14 protein-coding genes and 1 other annotated feature are annotated in these 17,858 nt (G+C 45.6%); of the genes, 8 read left to right on the top strand and 6 right to left on the bottom strand.

Translation table 11 applies throughout. The features are described 5' to 3' along the window. Window positions 1–4: 4 nt before the first annotated feature. From OQ477_RS14615 to OQ477_RS14625, 3 genes are all read right to left on the bottom strand, one after another. Window positions 5–1,333, bottom strand: coding sequence for a GntP family permease (locus tag OQ477_RS14615; protein ID WP_007407373.1), 1,329 nt, complete (start codon window positions 1,331–1,333; stop codon window positions 5–7). Window positions 1,334–1,359: 26 nt separating this feature from the next. After that, a complete protein-coding gene (gntK, locus tag OQ477_RS14620) occupies window positions 1,360–2,904 on the bottom strand; it encodes a gluconokinase (protein WP_007407372.1) in 1,545 nt (514 codons plus the stop codon). Window positions 2,905–3,088: 184 nt separating this feature from the next. Beyond that, window positions 3,089–3,946, bottom strand: coding sequence for a MurR/RpiR family transcriptional regulator (locus tag OQ477_RS14625; RefSeq protein ID WP_130571454.1), 858 nt, complete (start codon window positions 3,944–3,946; stop codon window positions 3,089–3,091). A 501-nt stretch (window positions 3,947–4,447) separates the two neighbouring features. Between OQ477_RS14625 and OQ477_RS14630 the strand changes: the two genes are divergently transcribed. The 3 genes from OQ477_RS14630 (at window position 4,448) to OQ477_RS14640 (ending at window position 7,044) form a co-directional block, all read left to right on the top strand. After that, window positions 4,448–5,335: a Cof-type HAD-IIB family hydrolase gene (locus OQ477_RS14630; protein ID WP_012118493.1), complete on the top strand. Its 888-nt coding sequence runs from the start codon at window positions 4,448–4,450 to the stop codon at window positions 5,333–5,335. Next, window positions 5,332–6,000 (top strand): YczE/YyaS/YitT family protein, encoded by a 669-nt coding sequence (locus OQ477_RS14635; RefSeq protein ID WP_265972939.1) that lies wholly within the window; start codon window positions 5,332–5,334, stop codon window positions 5,998–6,000. Before OQ477_RS14630 ends, OQ477_RS14635 begins: the two co-directional genes overlap by 4 nt. Window positions 6,001–6,069: 69 nt before the next feature. Then, window positions 6,070–7,044: a LacI family DNA-binding transcriptional regulator gene (locus tag OQ477_RS14640; RefSeq protein ID WP_265972941.1), complete on the top strand. Its 975-nt coding sequence runs from the start codon at window positions 6,070–6,072 to the stop codon at window positions 7,042–7,044. 29 nt (window positions 7,045–7,073) lie between these two features. Here the strand turns inward: OQ477_RS14640 and OQ477_RS14645 are convergent, their stop codons facing one another. Beyond that, complete coding sequence (locus OQ477_RS14645; protein ID WP_038459911.1) at window positions 7,074–8,381, bottom strand: N-acetylglucosamine-6-phosphate deacetylase; 1,308 nt, start codon at window positions 8,379–8,381, stop codon at window positions 7,074–7,076. Window positions 8,382–9,062: 681 nt separating this feature from the next. Next, window positions 9,063–9,302 (top strand) — a binding site (T-box leader). A 61-nt stretch (window positions 9,303–9,363) separates the two neighbouring features. Between OQ477_RS14645 and OQ477_RS14650 the strand changes: the two genes are divergently transcribed. Continuing rightward, the gene (locus OQ477_RS14650; protein ID WP_265972944.1) at window positions 9,364–10,704 is read left to right on the top strand and encodes an amino acid permease; all 1,341 of its coding nucleotides are present in this window, start codon (window positions 9,364–9,366) and stop codon (window positions 10,702–10,704) included. A 34-nt stretch (window positions 10,705–10,738) separates the two neighbouring features. On the opposite strand, the gene OQ477_RS14655 is transcribed toward OQ477_RS14650, so the two are convergent. Continuing rightward, complete coding sequence (locus OQ477_RS14655) at window positions 10,739–11,656, bottom strand: DMT family transporter (RefSeq protein WP_003151595.1); 918 nt, start codon at window positions 11,654–11,656, stop codon at window positions 10,739–10,741. Between the two features lie 97 nt (window positions 11,657–11,753). On the opposite strand from OQ477_RS14655, the gene OQ477_RS14660 reads away from it, so the two are divergent. Then, the gene (locus OQ477_RS14660; RefSeq protein ID WP_265972947.1) at window positions 11,754–12,647 is read left to right on the top strand and encodes a LysR family transcriptional regulator; all 894 of its coding nucleotides are present in this window, start codon (window positions 11,754–11,756) and stop codon (window positions 12,645–12,647) included. Window positions 12,648–12,760: 113 nt separating this feature from the next. Then, window positions 12,761–13,768, top strand: coding sequence for an LLM class flavin-dependent oxidoreductase (locus OQ477_RS14665; protein WP_265972949.1), 1,008 nt, complete (start codon window positions 12,761–12,763; stop codon window positions 13,766–13,768). A 35-nt stretch (window positions 13,769–13,803) separates the two neighbouring features. On the opposite strand, the gene OQ477_RS14670 is transcribed toward OQ477_RS14665, so the two are convergent. Next, complete coding sequence (locus OQ477_RS14670) at window positions 13,804–14,892, bottom strand: GntR family transcriptional regulator (protein ID WP_265972951.1); 1,089 nt, start codon at window positions 14,890–14,892, stop codon at window positions 13,804–13,806. Window positions 14,893–15,148: 256 nt separating this feature from the next. Here OQ477_RS14670 and OQ477_RS14675 point away from each other — a divergent pair, with 256 nt between their 5' ends. Continuing rightward, entirely contained in the window at window positions 15,149–16,543 is a 1,395-nt protein-coding gene (locus OQ477_RS14675) for a sugar porter family MFS transporter (protein WP_003151605.1), read from the top strand. Window positions 16,544–16,807: 264 nt separating this feature from the next. Beyond that, on the top strand, window positions 16,808–17,842 hold the full coding sequence (gene cggR, locus OQ477_RS14680; protein WP_003151607.1) for a gapA transcriptional regulator CggR: 1,035 nt from the start codon (window positions 16,808–16,810) through the stop codon (window positions 17,840–17,842). The last annotated feature ends 16 nt before the right edge of the window (window positions 17,843–17,858 follow it).

The following is a 17,858-nucleotide window of genomic DNA, read 5'->3' on the forward strand; positions in this document are numbered from 1 at the left end:
GTTTTTATATAAACGCGTTAATGATCATGATAAAACAGATCGCACTGACAGAAATAATCGTTTCCATCGCCGTCCATGTCAGGAATGTTTCTTTTACTGTCATTCCGAAATACTCTTTAATGAGCCAGAAACCGGAGTCATTGACATGTGACAGAATCAAAGAGCCCGCTCCCGTTGCCAAAACGAGAAGCTCGCTGCTGACGCCCGGCATGACAGATGCAATCGGAGCAACAATGCCGGCCGCCGTCATCATGGCGACAGTCGCTGAACCTGTGGCGACACGGATGACCGCCGCGATCGTCCAGCTTAAAAGAACGGGAGAGAAGCTTGAGTGCTTCGCCATGTCAGCGATATACGTGCCGACGCCTGAATCAATCAGGACGTTGTTAAAAGCGCCGCCGGCTCCGATCACAAGCAGAATGGAAGCAATCGGTCCCAGACAGTCATTGCTGAATTTTAAAATGCTTTCTCTGTCAAAGCCCTGATAAAAACCAAGGCTGAAAAAGGAGTAAACCGTGGCGATCAAAAGCGCCGTGACAGGGTCGCCGATAAATTTAAAAGTTTCATAGAGCGTGCTTTTTTCCGGAAGCGCAATTTCGGCAAGCGTTGCCATAAGCATCAGGATCACCGGTACCAATATCGTAAACAATGTATTTGCGAATCCCGGAAGCTTGCGTTTTTCATTCCGTTCAATAAATTGTTTTTTCAACAGTTCGGGAACGGGTTTATGAATGCGCTTACCAATCCATTTTCCGTAAAGCGGCCCTGCGATGATGGCAGTCGGAATGCCGACGATTAAAGAAAACAAAATCGTTTTTCCGACATTGGCGTGATAAATGCCGACAGCCGCCATCGCCGCCGGGTGGGGCGGAACCAATCCGTGCACGACGGAAAGTCCCGCAAGGAGCGGAATCCCGATCGTCACTAATGAAACCCCGGTTTCAATTGCAATCGTAAACAAAAGCGGCACGAGCAGGACGAAGCCGACCTGGAAAAAGACCGGGATGCCGACGATAAAAGCGACGGCCATCATCGCCCAATGCACTTTCTTTTTGCCGAAGCGGCCGATCAGGGTGTGGGCGATCCGCTCCGCACCGCCTGATTCAGCCATCATTTTTCCGAGCATCGTACCGAGGGCCAGCACGATCGCAAGCAGCGACAGCGTATTGCCGAGCCCGGTTTTCATCGAAGCGATAATGTCCGGCAGATTCATGCCCGTTGCGAAACCGACAAGGATGGATGTAATCAGCAGACTGATAAACGGATTTAATTTAGCGACCGTAATCAATAAGAGTAAAACGATAATAGCGGCAATGACAATAAACAGTAACATGACCTTTTCACCCTTTCAAAGAAGAATTAACGGCTTTGTTTGAGCTGAAATTCACTGATGACGTCAAATTCATCTTTGAGCTTGTCATACAGCCGCTCGTATAAGTAAAACAGCTCAATATATGTTTCGCTGTTTTTGACGTTCGGTTCATGGCGGTGAGAAATTCTGATCCAGTCCTGAACATCCTCGATTCGTTCCATTTCGCCAAGGCTGTGCAAAGCGAGAACGGCCGCTCCGAGCGCCGAGGCTTCGTAACTTTCCGGAACGAGGACTTCCCGTCCCATCGTATCGGACAAAATCTGCCTCCAAAGCGGTGATCTCGCAAATCCTCCCGAAGCCCGCACGTCTTTTGCAGGGCCCGCCAAATCTCTCAGTGCGACACCGATTGAAAAGACGCTCATGATGACGCCTTCCAGCACCGCTCTGATAAAATGCTCCCGTTTATGGCGGAGGCTGATGCCGAAAAACGTTCCGCGGGCATTCGGATTCCAAAACGGCGCGCGCTCCCCTGATAAAAACGGCAGAAACAGCAATCCCTCAGAGCCTGCGGGCACTTTATCAGCGATATCAATCATTAAATCGTACGGATCAATGCCGAGCCGCTTCGCCGTTTCGACTTCCGGAGAAGCGAATTCGTCTCGAAGCCAGCGCAGCATAATGCCTCCGTTATTCGTCGGGCCTCCGATGACCCAATGCTTGTCAGTCAGCGCGTAACAGAATGTCCGCGCTTTTTCATCCGTAATCGGCGCATCCGTCACCGAACGCACAGCTCCGCTTGTTCCGATCGTAACGGCCACTTCTCCTTTGCCGATCGCGCCGACTCCAAGGTTGGCGAGCACGCCGTCATTTGCGCCGATAATAAACGGTGTATCCGCATGAATGCCCATCCGTGCAGCGATTTCCGGCGCAAGGCCGCGCAGCTGATGAGTGGTCGGCACGATGTCCGACAGCTGATCTTCCCGGATTCCGGCAATCCGGAGCGCTTCTTCATCCCAGGAAAGCGTATCTAAACGGAACAGCCCCGTTGCCGAAGCGATCGAATAATCGACGACATAAGTTCCGAAAAACTCGTGCAGAATATATTCTTTAATACTGATGAATTTGGCGGTTTTCGCGAATGTCTCCTTGTCCTGTTCTTTCATCCACACAATTTTGGAAAGCGGAGACATCGGGTGAATCGGCGTACCCGTTCTTTTATAAATATCAAAACCGTTCATCTCTTTTAAAATCCGTTTTGATTGCTCGGCGCTGCGGTTGTCCGCCCAAATGATGCTTTTGGTCAGCAGGCCGCCGTTTTGATCGACAGCTATCAATGAGTGCATGGCGGTGCTGATGCCGATTGCAAGCAGATTGTCAGGGCTCAGTCCGGCCTTTGTGACGGCGCCCCTGATGCTTCCGATAACCGCTTCCAAAATGTGCTCAGGATCCTGCTCGGCCCATGCCGGCTTTGGCTGTATTAAATCATAGTGAACCGAATGCTTGGCTAACACTTTGCCTCTTGGTCCGAACAGAACGGCTTTCGTACTGGTCGTGCCGATATCCAGACCGATAACAGCTTGGGTTTCCTTCATAATATATCCCGCCTAATCTGATTGAATAATAAGATAGATTGATAATGTATGCCCTTACAAAGTCAATTATAGGAATAATTTTTTTATAAATCAACGATGAAGAAGAAAAATTTTTTCATAAAATTGTCTCAATTCCCGCTGTATCGGCATTCTCTCTTTTGAAAAATAAATATTCAGAAAGCGATTACAAACGTTTGTGCGCGATCATTTTTCTGATTTGCTGCAAGTTGGCGAGCGTTTTCTCCTGCCGCAGCCGGGCCGTGGCGAAATACAGTGTATCAATGACCGACAGCTGGGCAAGCCTTGCGGACATTGCTTCCGTTCTGAAAGCCGTTTCCCTTGTTGACGTATACAGCACCACGTCGGAAATCTGGGTGAGCGGCGACTTTTGGTAGCTTGTAATGCCGATCGTGCCGGCGCCGAGCGATTTGGCCGTTTTCACCGCGTCGAGCACGTCCTTGTTGCTTCCCGAATGAGAAATGCCGATGACTGCGCTATCGGGACCGAGAAGACCCGCTGACATCGCCTGAAAGTGAGAATCCGTGTGCGCGATGCAATTTATACCCGTACGCATAAATTTATGATACGCGTCTGTGGCGATCAGCCCGGAACCGCCGTTTCCGTAAAATTCGATTCTGTCTGCGCGGTGGATCATTTCTACCGCTTTTTCAACGTCGGCCGGATCTAATAATTGAAAGGTATCGGTCAGCCCGGAAATGTTTGTGCGGAAAACTTTCTGGATGATGACTTCGATATCGTCGTCGGGGCTCATTTCTTCATGAATGTGCTGCACCGGCTCCTGAACGATCTCCTGAGCAAGCGCGATTTTTAAATCCTGATAGCCGGAAAAACCGAGCCGTTTGCACAGCCTGAAAATCGTCGCTTCAGAGCTTTTTGTTTTTTCCGCCAGCTGGATGATGGAAAGGTGAATCACGTCTTTCGGTTCCTTCACGATATGGTCTGCAATCGCTCTCAATTTTGGCGACAAACCTTTGCTGGCCGCCTGAATCTTCCCGATGCTGCTTGAATTCACAGGGGTCATGCTATAACCTCCCTACTCGAATGTAAACGCATACTTTTATGATAAAGCAAGTTCTGTCATAAGGGAATCAGGTTTTGCTTTCTTTACCGCAAATGAAAGAAAAGAGAAAAGTATATCGGGGACATCGCCTCAATGACACTTCATACATCCGGTTTTTACAAAAAGTGATCGTTCTCTGAAAAGTGCCGGTGCCCAAGTCGCCGGCCATAAGTCAAACTCATGATGGTAAGCTGTCCTGCTACAGTTCAGTTTCTAGTGAGTTGCCAGTGCTTGAAGTTCCAGATGAGTTTCTTCAAATTAGTGTTCCGCCATTAGCGGTCAGTTCTTTATTAACTGGATTGATCAAAAGAGAAGGATCGTTAAGCAGGAGAACACTTGAGAAGCACAGTCTAATCAGCTTCTGGAGAAAAACTTCAAATTAATATAATAATCTAATTGCTCTGAAACGCGTACCATACATTATACTTTCAATGATTTTTAAACTCTGAGGAGGAAATTCACATGAAAGTAATTGCAATTGACTTAGATGGCACGCTGTTATCAGAGAACTTAACTATCCAAGAACAAGATGTAAGAGCTTTAAAGCTTGGACAAAAACAAGGTCATCTTGTAACAATCGCTACAGGGAGAGCTTTATTTGATGCAAAACATATCATCAATAAATATGATTTGGATTTTCCGATTATTGCTTCAAACGGCGCTCAAATTGATGTGGGAAATCAGGTAATATTCGAACATTTTATGGATTCAGATGTAATCCAACCTATCATCACATGGTTAAATAAAGAGGAAATCTATTATCAGCTTTACTTATCTGACAAAATTGCCGTATCAAATCAAGGAATTCAGCAGCTTGAAAAAGAACTTTACAATACAGTAATGGAAGAACCTCATTTTAATCAAGAAGTATTTTGGAATTCTATTAAAGCTCAAATCCATCAATACGGGTTAGAGGAAATACCGGGTACAATTGACCCTATCGATTATCGGTATGTCATAAAATGTATGATCGTTTCGCCAAACCAAAGAAAATTAAAAAAAGCTAAAGAATATTTTGGACAACTGAAGGAGTGTGCCGTAACGAGTTCAGGAGCATTCAATCTTGAAATCACAAGTGCAGGAGTAGATAAAGGAGCGTCATTAAATAAACTTTGTGAACATTATGGAACGGATGCGCGGAATGCAATCGCAATAGGTGATAATCTAAATGATCTGCCTATGTTTCATGCAGCAGGAATAGGGATAGCCATGGGGAATGCAGATAAGAAGCTTATTCAATTGGCTGCTTTTAAAACGTTATCGAATGATGAGTGTGGTGTATCTTATGCTTTTGATCATTACATTCTGACGAAAGAAGAAGACCCTAAACCGCGGAGTATACAGCCATGAGCCATTTTGTGAAAAGATGTTTAATCTATATTGTCGGATTGTTTATTTTATCCGTAGGGGTTGTATGTATGATTAAATCTAATACCGGGATTGCCCCCTGGGATGCTCTAAACGTGGCTTTATCAGAACTCATTGGCCTTACAATCGGGTCATGGGTTTTCATTGTCGGAGGAATCCTTATCTTTATAAACAGCCTCATAAAAATGCGGTTTCCTAATCTAGCCGGTTTTATTCCGATTTTTATTATTGGAAGTTTTGTTGACCTTTTAAACTTAAAGGTTCTTTCGTTCTTAAAAACAGATGCTGTAATTCTTCAATGGAGTTTATTTTTGATAGGGTTGTGTATATTGGCTATGGGAATCGCTATTTATTTAAGAGCATCTTTTCCTTCGATACCGAATGATGAATTAATGTTGGCTATTACTGAACGTACAGGTTGGGGTATTAATATTACAAAGACGATAGGGGAAGCTTTAGCTTTTGTGCTTGCAATCATTCTTCAGGGGCCGATTGGGATAGGAACCATCATTGTGCTGCTATGTCTGGGGATATTAGTAGGTTTATTTGACAAACTATTATACAAGATGGGGAAGCCCCGTTCTATCTATAGTGTGGGACAGGAAGGCGCACATATTCATGCAGGCCATGATAAAACTATTAATTAAATGCTTTTTTTCCCCTTGTGTTATTCAGTGTGAAATCCTGATAACGCTGTCTAAGAAGGAGTAACAGTAATGACAAACATTACAGAGATAGCAAAGAAAGCGAACGTTTCTCGGACAACAGTTTCTAGAGTTCTCAATAATCATCCTTATGTAAAACCTGAGAAGCGGGACGCTGTGTTAAAAGCTATGAAGGAATTAAATTATGTACCAAATTTCAACGCGATTAACCTATCCAGGGGGAAGACAAATGTATTCGGAGTCATTGTTCCTAAAATCAACCATCCGTTTTTCAGTAAACTGATTGCCGGAATAGGCGAAGAGTGTAATAAACATAATTACAGTTTGCTTGTGCACCAATCAAATAACGATCCTGAACAAGAAATGGAGTTTTTTAACAGACTGAAATACAAACTTATTGACGGTCTTATTTTGGGATCCTGTGTAAGCCCCCCTCACGTACTCGACGAGATATCTGGGTTTGGCAATATTGTTTCCTGTGAAGCTTCTGCAAGCAAACAGGTTGCACATATATTTATTAATCATGAGTCAGGAATCAAAATGGCAATTGATCATCTGCGAAATCAAGGACATCAATCCATTGGTCTATGTATAGGAAATCCTAAGAGCGGTGTTGGCATAAGCAGAAAAAAATCATTTTTTCACTTTCAAAATGAATACGGATTGAAATGGAGTGATAATTGGTACTTTGAGGAACAGTACACTATTGAAAATGGTATAGAAATAGCAAAATTATTACTAAATAAGTCACCTCGTCCTGAGGCAATGGTTGTAGGAAGTGATTATGTTGCGGCAGGGATCATTTATGAAGCGAAAAGACAGGGAATACGAATACCTGAAGAACTGGCGATTATAGGATTTGATAATCAGCCGATATCTAAGGTAATAGAACTTTCAACGATACATCAACCGATTAAAGAGTTGGGACAAACAGCAGCAAATTTATTATATAACTTAATGAATAACAAAGATGTCCCCAATATAAATAAGTTGAACCTAAAACTTATTAAAAGAAAGTCAACTTAAAAAGACCACTTTATGGTGGTCTTTTTTGCTTAGCGCAGAATCAGTTCTGGGGCAGGCGCTTTGAAATGAGCTCTTTTTTTCGTTTCATCTATAAAACTGAAGGGCTTCATGGAAAGGTTTTCAAGTTCATTTAGGAAGTGACAAGCTTTTAATGGTACAAATGATGTCATATTCCATACAACTTTCTCATTAAAACCTATAGCACGAATATTATGCATAAGCCGATCAATTGTGTAAGACCCTGCTGCTACATACCCTTTTCCTTGATACCACAGATTATTCCCTTCAATTTTCTCCAGTGATTGGCCGCACATGGAATCTGTGTCAATGCGATCTGTCATTGCTATAATACCCTTAGAGCCAACAAGTTCTACAACCCGCCGTGCAACTTCTAAGTCTACATGTTCACTATCAAAATTCATACAAATGGTTAATAGACCTTCTTTCGCGGCTCTCATCAAAGTACCGGGAACTTCTCCGACAAGTGTGTTTATATTATCTATGTTCCATTTATCTAACCGAGCATCTTTTAACCCCTCTAATCTATGTACTCTTTCTTGGGGTGTTCTCCAGGTGTGTTTAAAATTGTTCGGCATATCATTAAACAAATGATCTGTTAAAACGGCATCTGATCCAGTGTAATTGCTGCGTTTTTGCGCTGTATCTATAACTTTCATTATAAGTTCAGAGGTTTCCTCCGGGTATGCTTTTTGGAAGTGACCCAGCGCCGGTTTTACTCCAGCCTCCACAAGTGTATCTACAATCCATTCTAAACTCGGATGTTCTTCGGTGATATATTTCTTTAGATAGGAGTTTTCAGTCATAGCATCTGGGGACAGTACAGTATAAATAAGACCGTATTCTCCGCAAGAAGCGATCTTTTCCCATTCTTCTTTTAAGGGTGCCCAATTCCCTTTTTCCGGTGTGCCTGCAAAGCTGGCCAATAATGGTCCTTCTAGTGAAATACCTAAAATATTACGGTAACGTCCCTTTCTCTTTTGTGTATGGAACTCTTTCATAAAGGCTGCAAATTGATCTAATTGATTATGAGGAAGAAAAATAGAGGGTACACAGAAAATCCCTTCTATTTCAGCTAGTGTATTGATCTTTTCAATATCTAATTGATCTAAATTGCTAAAATCATAGTGACCGATTCCATGACAATGAAATTCTACTGGAAGAGATGGAACTAAATAAGAACCTGATTTCTTAAAAATTCCTTCTCCTCCAATGTCGAAGTTCAGCCATTCGTTATTACTATAGGTTATATCAGCGATTTTCATTACTCCATTTGTTTCAAGGTAAGCTGGGCTGTTAAATGATGTGCTAGACTGCATAGGAAACTCCTCCTGGAAATGTTTATTTAGTATTCAGTGAAGACACATCATCATCTTAAAGTATGAAACCCGTACCATATCAACCCTTTATTATCATTTTTGTAAAAAATAGGTGTCTCATTCATCTTTCTACACCTGATTTTCTCGTTATTGTTATTTGTATCCTGAAAATCTCCTTTAAAAACTCAAAAACACTAGCTGTAACGCCACTAATGCTTCTATACAGTTTCGTGTTACGCCAACTAGTGTTCTCCACGAGTTTAATTTGTGGAATTGGTTTCATGTCAATAGCTTTAATAAATGGAATATGACTTCCGGGTATAGAACCTTGTGGAGTCATTGGAGTTGAACTATTAGAAATGAAATGTGTACAGTTACTAAGCTGGGATACCAGCATAAGAGTAAAACCTTTCATCTTTCTGCTAACTTTTTGCCGCGCAGTCCATATATCGTAGAAAACCTTTCGTCGGAATTTCTGTTTGAACAATATATATAAAGTGCTGATTACGCTATATTAGGGGCCGGCTCACCCCGCATATGAATATAAACATGTTCAGTCAAAATGTCTTATATAGGTGATAAGAAAACCAGCGGCAAAAATTAGTATTGACTTTGAAAATAGAAGACTGTATATTATGTTACTATATTCAGAAAATAAAAACTCAAGAGATTCATTTAACATAAAACACTGTGAACGGGAGCAGTAAAAGAATCCAGTCAGAAAAAGAGAGCCGCGGGTTGGTGCAACGCGGACTGATTGTTCTTTGAACTCGCCCGGAAGTGGCAGGGCGGAACGGAATTGTCGGAATATTCCCTATGTCCTAACGGCTGACCTTCGTTAAAAGGTTTTTAAGCTGGATTCCGGATATTCGGGATCAACAAGAGTGGTACCGCGGCTGCCTGAGGCACGCCGTCTCTTTTCCCAAAGAGGCGGCGTGCTTTTTTATGTGATGAACACTTTTTGCGAGAGGGCGTGTGATAGATGGAAAAGGACAAGCAAACGTTAAAACGGACGATGTCGTCCAGACACATTATGATGATGGCGCTTGGAGGCGCAATCGGGGCCGGGCTCTTTAAAGGCAGCAGCACGGCGATTGATGAAGCGGGGCCATCCGTGTTATTGGCCTACCTCCTCGGCGGAATCATTCTGCTGTTTATTATGCAGGGGCTGGCCGAAATGGCAGTCAGAAACAAACATGCAAGGACGTTCCGTGATTTGGTTCAGCAGTCTCTCGGGTCGTACGCTGCATACTTTTTAGACTGGATCTATTGGAAAATGTGGGTGCTCAATATTGCCGCGGAGGCGGTCGTAGCCGCCATTTTCATTCAATATTGGCTGCCGGAATGTCCGATATGGATATTGGCTTTGATCATTTCCATCGTGGTGACGGTCGTAAACATGCTTTCTGTGAAACTGTTTGCCGAGACGGAGTACTGGCTCGCGCTCATTAAAATTACAGTGATTGTCATCTTTATTTTATGCGGGATTCTGCTATTATTTTTTTCATTCGGCAATCACACGGCGCCGGGGCTGTCTCATTTAACGGATCACGGAGGGTTTTTCCCGCATGGAGCGGGGGGCGTCATTACGGCGATGCTCGTCGTGATCTACTCATACGGCGGAACGGAAATCATCGGCGTCACGCTGGCGGAGACAAAAAATCCCGAAAAGGTGATCCCGAAAGCTGTCAAAAGCACGTTAACGCGGATTGTCGCTTTTTACTTGCTGCCGTTTTTCATCATCGTCAGCCTGATTCCTTGGAATCAAGTCAACAGCGTTCCCGAAAGCCCGTTTGTCATAGTATTTAAGATGATCGGGATTCCGGGTGCCGACCATATTATGAATGCCGTCATTCTTCTTGCGATTATCTCGTCTATGAACTCGGGACTGTACGGATCATCCCGCGTCTTGTTTACGCAGGCTTCTGACGGCCGGGTGCCGAAAATCTTTTCAAAACTATCGAAGAAAAAGGTTCCCGTTTATGCGATTCTGACTTGTACGTCATTTTTATATGTAGGCGTTCTGATTTCATTATTCGCAGGAAGCCAGACGTTTAATTATTTGATGGGTTCCCTCGGCTATACCGTGCTGTTCATCTGGCTGATTATCGGATTCGCCCATTTGAAATCAAGAAAACATTCAACAGAACAGCCGGCTTATTACGTCAAATGGTTCCCGTACACGACATGGTTCGCGGTGCTTGCGCTTTTGGCCATCCTGGTCGGCGTGATTGCGACGACATCCATCGTCATCACATGCATCACCGCAGCCATCTATCTCCTCATTACGGCTGCGTATCTCGTGAAAGGGAGACGTCAATAAATAAAAAAACTCTTGCCCCGCGGCAAGAGTTTTTTTAATGAACGGCCTTTTTTTCTGCGGCCAGAGCAGGTGTTTTCAGTTTCTTCGGTGTTATATTCACAAAACAAATGCTTGTGACGATCAGAAGCAGTCCGGCTAAAAGGCTGACGGTCAGCGGCTCATGCAGAAATATCGAGCTGACGACAATGGATATGAGCGGGATCAGGAAGGTGTAAGAGGCAACCTTGCTTGCTTCCCCTGAACCGACAAGCGTAAAAAAGGCGAGCCAGCCGAGCGCGATGACAAATACCGAAATGAACAGAAGGCTGAGAATGAACGGAGCTTTCCATTGAATCGCTGAAAAGCTTTCTGAAAAATGGCCGGAGCTGACAAGCAGCACGCCGCCGATCAGAAGCTGAAGAGCGACCATCCAGATAGAGTCCGCGCGTCCGCCCGTTCTTTTCACATATACCGTGCCGAGCGCCCAGCTGACCGCGGAGCCTAAGGCCAAAAGAATGCCGGCGATGGAAATATGGCCACCGAAACCGGCTGCGCTGATGACGGCGACACCGGCAAAGCCCAGAATAAGACCGGCTATTTTCAAAGGATACATCGATTCCCCGAGCCACAGCCAAGAAAAAACGCCCATTAACACCGGCTGGAAAAACACGATGGCTGAAAATAAGCCGGCAGGCAGGTAATTCAAGCCGACCGTTTGCAGGCCGTAAAATAAAGTAATATTTAAAATGGCAGAAATAAGATAGATCGGCCACGTTTCTTTAAAACGCAGCTTTTTAAAACGGGGCAGCGCCACCATTAATAATAGAAGTCCGCCGATCAGCGTGCGGATTCCGGCAAACAGAAGAGGCGGCGAATAGGCGAGCGCGGCTTTTGTCAGCGGCCAGTTAATTCCCCATACCGTGACTAGAAACGCCAGCATAAGAGCCGTCTGTATTTTCGAAAGCTGTTTCACGTCGTTCACTCCTTGTAGAACAATTCCATCATATGATACGGTAATCAGTAAGATAAATAAAATGAATCTTTTTTATAAGGAGCATAAGTAAAACGTTATGACGATTACACAACTGCGGGTTTTTGTTCAAATCGCTGAAACGGGAAGCTTTACAAAAGCGGGGCAGGCGCTGAATATGACGCAGCCCGCTGTCAGCCATGCCATCTCTGCGCTTGAGTCAGAGCTCGGCATCAAGCTGATCGTCCGCGAGCGCCGCAACGGCGTAAGGCTCACGGACACGGGCGGAAAAATTCTCGTCCATATCAGAGAGGTGCTCAAAGGCATTGAAAAAGCCGAGCAGCTGGCGGCCGCGGAAAGAGGGCTTGAACAGGGAACGATACACATCGGCACATTTCCGGCCGCTTCCGCTTATTTCATTCCAAAGCTGATCAGTGTGTTTAAAAAACGGTATCCGAAGCTTGAGTTGGTGCTTCATGAAGGAACGGCGGACGAAGTAAAAGAATGGCTGCAATCCCGGATGATTGACGCGGGCATTCTGCTGTTCCCGACAGAGGATATGGATTACTTTCTGCTGAAAAAAGACAAAATGGCAGCGGTTATGCATAAAGATCATCCTCTCGCCGCACGCTCAACCGTAACGATAAAAGATCTGGACGGTGAACCGATGGTGGTTTGCGAAGGCGGTTACACGTCACCTTTTGCAGGCCTGTTTAAACAAGCCGGTGCCGAACTTTGCGCGGCCTTTACCGTGTTTAATGTCAGCACGTCCATCAATATGGTGCGGGAGGGGTTGGGCATGGCAATCTTATCCGATATGTCCATGGCCGGCAATCCCCTCCCGGAAGAAGTGGTGATTAAAGAGTTTGCGCCGGATGTATTCAGGGAGGTACAGCTGGCGGTTCCTTCCATGAAAGACGCATCACTTGCCGCCAAGCTTTTTATTGATGTCGCCGAGGAGCTGTTCATCCGTAAGAAAACCGCCGCTGACTGATTGTTCGAAGATCATCGAATCAAATTGTTTAACTCACGGGAAAAGCTGTGGTAAGGTGTGTGGTAGAGACCTTGTTTAAGATCTGCTTACACTAAACCATAAAGGAGAAAACGATGGCTGAACATACATTGAAAGATACTGCGTTTTCCGTATTGAATTTATCGCCGGTCGTACAGGGGGGAACGGTTGCTGAATCGTTCCGCAACAGCATGGATTTAGCGCGCCGCGCCGAGGAGTGGGGCTATAACCGCTATTGGCTTGCGGAGCATCATAATATAGAAGGAGTTGCCAGCTCGGCAACGGCGGTGCTGATCGGCCACATCGCCGGAGGCACGAAAAAAATCCGCGTCGGTTCTGGGGGTATTATGCTGCCGAATCATTCTTCACTTGTGATCGCGGAGCAGTTCGGAACCCTTGAAACGTTATATCCGGGGCGGATTGACCTGGGGCTCGGACGCGCGCCGGGAACCGACCAATTAACAGCGAGAGCTTTACGAAGAAACATAAACAGCGGGGAAGATTTTCCGGAGCAGCTTGAAGAATTGAGAAATTACTTCAAACCGTCAGGCAATGTGCGCAATCAAGTCCGCGCCATTCCGGGCGAAGGGCTGGACGTGCCGATCTGGCTTTTGGGCTCAAGCGGCTTCAGCGCGCGTCTTGCGGGTGAGCTCGGGCTTCCGTTCGCCTTTGCGGCTCACTTCTCACCGAAAAATACCGTGCCCGCTCTTGAACTGTACCGCAGCTCCTTCCGTTCGTCAGACGTACTGGATCAACCGTACGCGATGGTCGGCGTCACCGTCATTGCCGCCGATACGGATGAAAAGGCGGAGCATCTGGCAACATCGCATTATCAAAGATTTTTAGACCTCGTCCGCGGCACGCCGAACCAGCTGAAGCCTCCTGTTGAAGACATGGATCAAATCTGGTCGCCGTATGAAAAAGCGATGGTCAATGAACAGCTCAGTTCAACGATCGTCGGCGGACCGGAGCGTGTGAAGGAAAAGCTGGAAAGCTTTATCCGGACAACACAGGCGGATGAAATCATGGTGAATTCAGAAAGCTTTGAGCATGCCGACAGAATGAGATCATTTGAGATCATCGCCGAATTAAAAAACAGCTGAGCAAAAAAAGCAATGTGCCGCGCACATTGCTTTTTTTATTCGCCGATCCGCTTGACTGAATTCCGGATGACGAGTTCCGGTTCATACACGACGTCATCCTTCTTCGGCTTTTTATGTTCTAAGCAGTCGATGACGTATTTTGCCGCCGCTTTCCCCATAATGGATTTCGGATGCTTGATAGAGGTGAGCTTCACCTCGGAAATCTGGGCGAAATGTGAATCGTCATAGCCCATGACCGATATGTCATCAGGCACCTTTAACCCTAATTCCCTGAGAAGATTAATCGTCTTCAGCGCAATTTCGTCATTGTAGCAAAGAATGGCCGTCGGATATGACCCGCTGTTTTGCTCAAGGGTATGCTTAATTTTTTGGAGAAGCACGGTTTCTTTTTCCTCAGTCGTGTAAGTCACGATCATGTCCGGAGACGGGAAAATCCCGCGCTCCCGATGCGCCTGAAGATAGCCGTTCATCCGTTTGACGCCCTGCGTGTCATCCGCTTTAAAGATTCCCATAATGTGCGTGTGTCCGAGGGACATGACGTATTCGCAAGCCATCATGCCGCCTTTGACGTCATTGACGGAAAAGCTCGGTGCGGCCAGCTCCGCATAAGAGGCGTTAATCATGGCAAACGGAATGCCGTTTTTCTCCAGATTGAGATAGTAGCCGATGTTGGGCGTCTGCAGCGCGCTTTTTGTAGGCTCGACAATCAGCCCGTCTATATTTTTGGACAGCAGGTTTTCAAGGCCGCGCCGTTCACTTTCTGTATTGTTGTTGGTGCTCGTCAGCAGCATGGAATAGCCCTGTTCGCTTAAATAAGATTCAATTCCCCTGATGATGCTCGGAAAAATATAGTCTGATATGTACGTTGTAATGACGCCGATCGTTTTGTTTGAATGCATGGCTGATTTCGCCGTGCGTGAAGCGACAAAGGTGCCTCCGCCCTGAACGCTGTACAGCAGCCCTTGCGAGACCAAATCTCCGATCGCCTTTCTGATGGTATGGCGGCTGACGCCGAACTGCTGCATCAGCTCATTTTCCGTAGGCAGCTTTTCGTCCGGCTGTATTTTTCCTTGATTCAGCCATGAACAAATTTCTTCTTTTACTTGAGCATATTTCGGTAGCATATCAATTCCTCCAAAATGTATACGGACAAATTCCAGTATAACATAGTAAGCCCTTTCATCAAGCTGTAAAAATAATTGACAGATTATGAAAAACTGCTTATTCTTTATTTGTACGTACTAATTTTCCTTATTTTTAGATAAAATTCTTTATAAGTACGTACAAATGTGGCGATTCTGAAGAAAACAAAGCAACATCAAGCGCCGCACTCAGATTTGTAAGCGTTTTTATTCTATTATTCGCGGGAGGGTAAAATTCATGAAGAATCACCCGGCACCAATTGGCTCAAATGTACCTGTCACTCGGCAGCATTCCAAGTGGTTTGTCATTCTCATCTCATGCGCGGCCGGACTGGGAGGGCTTTTGTACGGTTATGACACGGCGGTGATTTCCGGCGCCATCGGTTTCCTGAAAGATTTGTACCGCTTAAGTCCTTTTATGGAAGGGCTCGTGATTTCAAGCATAATGATCGGCGGTGTTTTCGGCGTCGGGATTTCCGGATTTTTGAGCGACCGTTTCGGACGGAGAAAGATTTTGATGGCAGCGGCGCTGTTGTTTGCGGTGTCAGCGGTTGTCTCTGCGCTTTCGCAAAGTGTGTCTTCCTTAGTGATCGCCAGAGTCATCGGCGGTCTGGGAATCGGCATGGGCTCCTCGCTTTCTGTCACGTATATTACCGAAGCCGCTCCGCCGGCCATACGCGGCAGTCTGTCTTCACTGTATCAGCTGTTTACGATATTAGGGATCTCCGGCACTTATTTTATTAACCTCGCCGTTCAGCAGTCCGGCTCGTATGAATGGGGAGTGCACACCGGCTGGCGCTGGATGCTCGCTTACGGCATGATTCCGTCCGTCATCTTTTTTATCGTGCTGCTTATCGTGCCTGAAAGCCCGCGCTGGCTTGCGAAAGCGGGGCGCCGGAATGAAGCCCTCGCCGTGCTGACGCGCATTAACGGCGAGCAGACCGCGAAAGAAGAAATCAAACAAATCGAAACGTCTTTACAATTAGAAAAAATGGGGTCATTGTCTCAGCTGTTTAAACCGGGGCTGAGAAAAGCGCTTGTGATCGGGATTCTGCTGGCTTTATTCAATCAGGTCATCGGCATGAACGCAATTACGTATTACGGGCCGGAAATTTTCAAAATGATGGGCTTCGGACAGAATGCGGGGTTTATCACGACATGCATCGTCGGTGTCGTTGAAGTGATTTTCACCATTATCGCGGTTCTTTTAGTCGATAAGGTAGGCCGGAAAAAGCTGATGGGGGTCGGATCAGCCTTTATGGCGCTGTTCATGATCTTAATCGGGGCATCCTTTTATTTTCAGCTGGCGAGCGGTCCGGCTTTAGTCGTCATCATATTGGGATTCGTCGCCGCTTTCTGCGTATCAGTCGGGCCGATTACGTGGATCATGATTTCGGAAATCTTTCCGAACCACCTCCGCGCACGCGCCGCCGGTATTGCGACGATATTCTTATGGGGGGCCAACTGGGCGATCGGCCAGTTCGTGCCGATGATGATCAGCGGGTTGGGGCTCGCGTACACCTTCTGGATATTCGCCGTCATTAATATTCTCTGTTTCTTGTTTGTCGTGACGATCTGCCCTGAGACGAAAAATAAATCATTAGAAGAAATAGAAAAACTCTGGATAAAATGAAAGCGTTTTACGACAAAAGTCCGCTCCGGCGGGCTTTTGTCTGTCACCTTCATTCCGTTTCTGTATATAATGACTGTATCAAGGAGATACTGGGAAATCCTGCGAAGAATGTCGACGAATTGACCTTTAACAGTTGAATTAACAATGTCATCCTGTTAAAATAATTAAAGAAAGCAGACATAATTTTTTTTGGCTATGATGGGACGTTTTTTGTCATAGCGGGACATTTTCTGTCCAGTATGAATAGGAAGGAACGTTTGAGTCATGAACCAGTTAATACAAGCTCAAAAAAAATTATTGCCTGATCTTTTGCTTGTGATGCAGAAAAGATTTGAAATCTTGCAGTATATCAGGCTTACCGAACCGATCGGCCGCAGAAGTCTTGCAGCCAGTCTCGGATTGACCGAGCGCGTTCTCAGAAGCGAGGTTCAGTTTTTGAAAGAACAGAATCTCATCGATATTAAAACAAACGGCATGACAATGACGGAAGAGGGCTACTCACTGCTTTCGATTCTGGAAGATACGATGAAGGATGTTTTAGGATTGACGCTTTTGGAAAAGACATTAAAAGAGCGGCTTAATCTGAAAGACGCCATTATCGTTTCCGGAGACAGCGACCAATCTCCTTGGGTCAAAAAAGAATTAGGGAGAGCGGCCGTTGCATGTATGAAAAAGAGATTTTCAGGCAAAAATATCGTCGCTGTAACCGGCGGTACGACAATTGAAGCCGTCGCCGATATGATGACGCCGGATTCAAAAAACCGCGAGCTCCTGTTTGTGCCCGCAAGAGGCGGTTTAGGCGAAGATGTGAAAAACCAGGCGAACACCATATGCGCGCATATGGCGGAAAAGGCTTCAGGCACTTACCGGCTTTTGTTCGTTCCCGGGCAGCTGTCACAAGGCGCCTACTCATCTATTATTGAAGAGCCTTCCGTAAAAGAGGTGCTTCACACGATTAAATCAGCGAGTATGCTCGTTCACGGAATCGGCGAAGCTAGAACAATGGCGGAGCGAAGAAACACGCCTTTGGAAGATTTGAAGAAAATAGATGACAATCATGCGGTGACAGAGGCATTCGGCTACTACTTTAATGCGGACGGAGAAGTCGTTCACAAGGTGCATTCAGTCGGAATGCAGCTTGATGACCTCGATGCCATTCCCGACATTATCGCGGTAGCGGGCGGATCATCAAAAGCAGAAGCAATCGAAGCTTATTTTAAAAAGCAGCGAAACACGGTTCTCGTCACGGACGAAGGAGCCGCAAAGAAGTTATTAAGGGATAACAGTCCCTCAATATAAATATCTCTCACTTATT

The sequence above is a fragment of the Bacillus sp. ChL18 genome (genome assembly GCF_026241425.1).
Lineage (GTDB): Bacteria > Bacillota > Bacilli > Bacillales > Bacillaceae > Bacillus > Bacillus velezensis.

Excerpts from the sequence above, each read along its gene's own strand:
- OQ477_RS14615 (WP_007407373.1), bottom strand. The coding sequence starts at position 1,333 with ATGTTACTGTTTATTGTCATTGCCGCTATTATCGTTTTACTCTTATTG.
- gntK (WP_007407372.1), bottom strand. The coding sequence starts at position 2,904 with ATGAAGGAAACCCAAGCTGTTATCGGTCTGGATATCGGCACGACCAGT.
- OQ477_RS14625 (WP_130571454.1), bottom strand. The coding sequence starts at position 3,946 with ATGACCCCTGTGAATTCAAGCAGCATCGGGAAGATTCAGGCGGCCAGC.
- OQ477_RS14630 (WP_012118493.1), top strand. The coding sequence starts at position 4,448 with ATGAAAGTAATTGCAATTGACTTAGATGGCACGCTGTTATCAGAGAAC.
- OQ477_RS14635 (WP_265972939.1), top strand. The coding sequence starts at position 5,332 with ATGAGCCATTTTGTGAAAAGATGTTTAATCTATATTGTCGGATTGTTT.
- OQ477_RS14640 (WP_265972941.1), top strand. The coding sequence starts at position 6,070 with ATGACAAACATTACAGAGATAGCAAAGAAAGCGAACGTTTCTCGGACA.
- OQ477_RS14645 (WP_038459911.1), bottom strand. The coding sequence starts at position 8,381 with ATGCAGTCTAGCACATCATTTAACAGCCCAGCTTACCTTGAAACAAAT.
- OQ477_RS14650 (WP_265972944.1), top strand. The coding sequence starts at position 9,364 with ATGGAAAAGGACAAGCAAACGTTAAAACGGACGATGTCGTCCAGACAC.
- OQ477_RS14660 (WP_265972947.1), top strand. The coding sequence starts at position 11,754 with ATGACGATTACACAACTGCGGGTTTTTGTTCAAATCGCTGAAACGGGA.
- OQ477_RS14665 (WP_265972949.1), top strand. The coding sequence starts at position 12,761 with ATGGCTGAACATACATTGAAAGATACTGCGTTTTCCGTATTGAATTTA.
- OQ477_RS14670 (WP_265972951.1), bottom strand. The coding sequence starts at position 14,892 with ATGCTACCGAAATATGCTCAAGTAAAAGAAGAAATTTGTTCATGGCTG.
- OQ477_RS14675 (WP_003151605.1), top strand. The coding sequence starts at position 15,149 with ATGAAGAATCACCCGGCACCAATTGGCTCAAATGTACCTGTCACTCGG.
- cggR (WP_003151607.1), top strand. The coding sequence starts at position 16,808 with ATGAACCAGTTAATACAAGCTCAAAAAAAATTATTGCCTGATCTTTTG.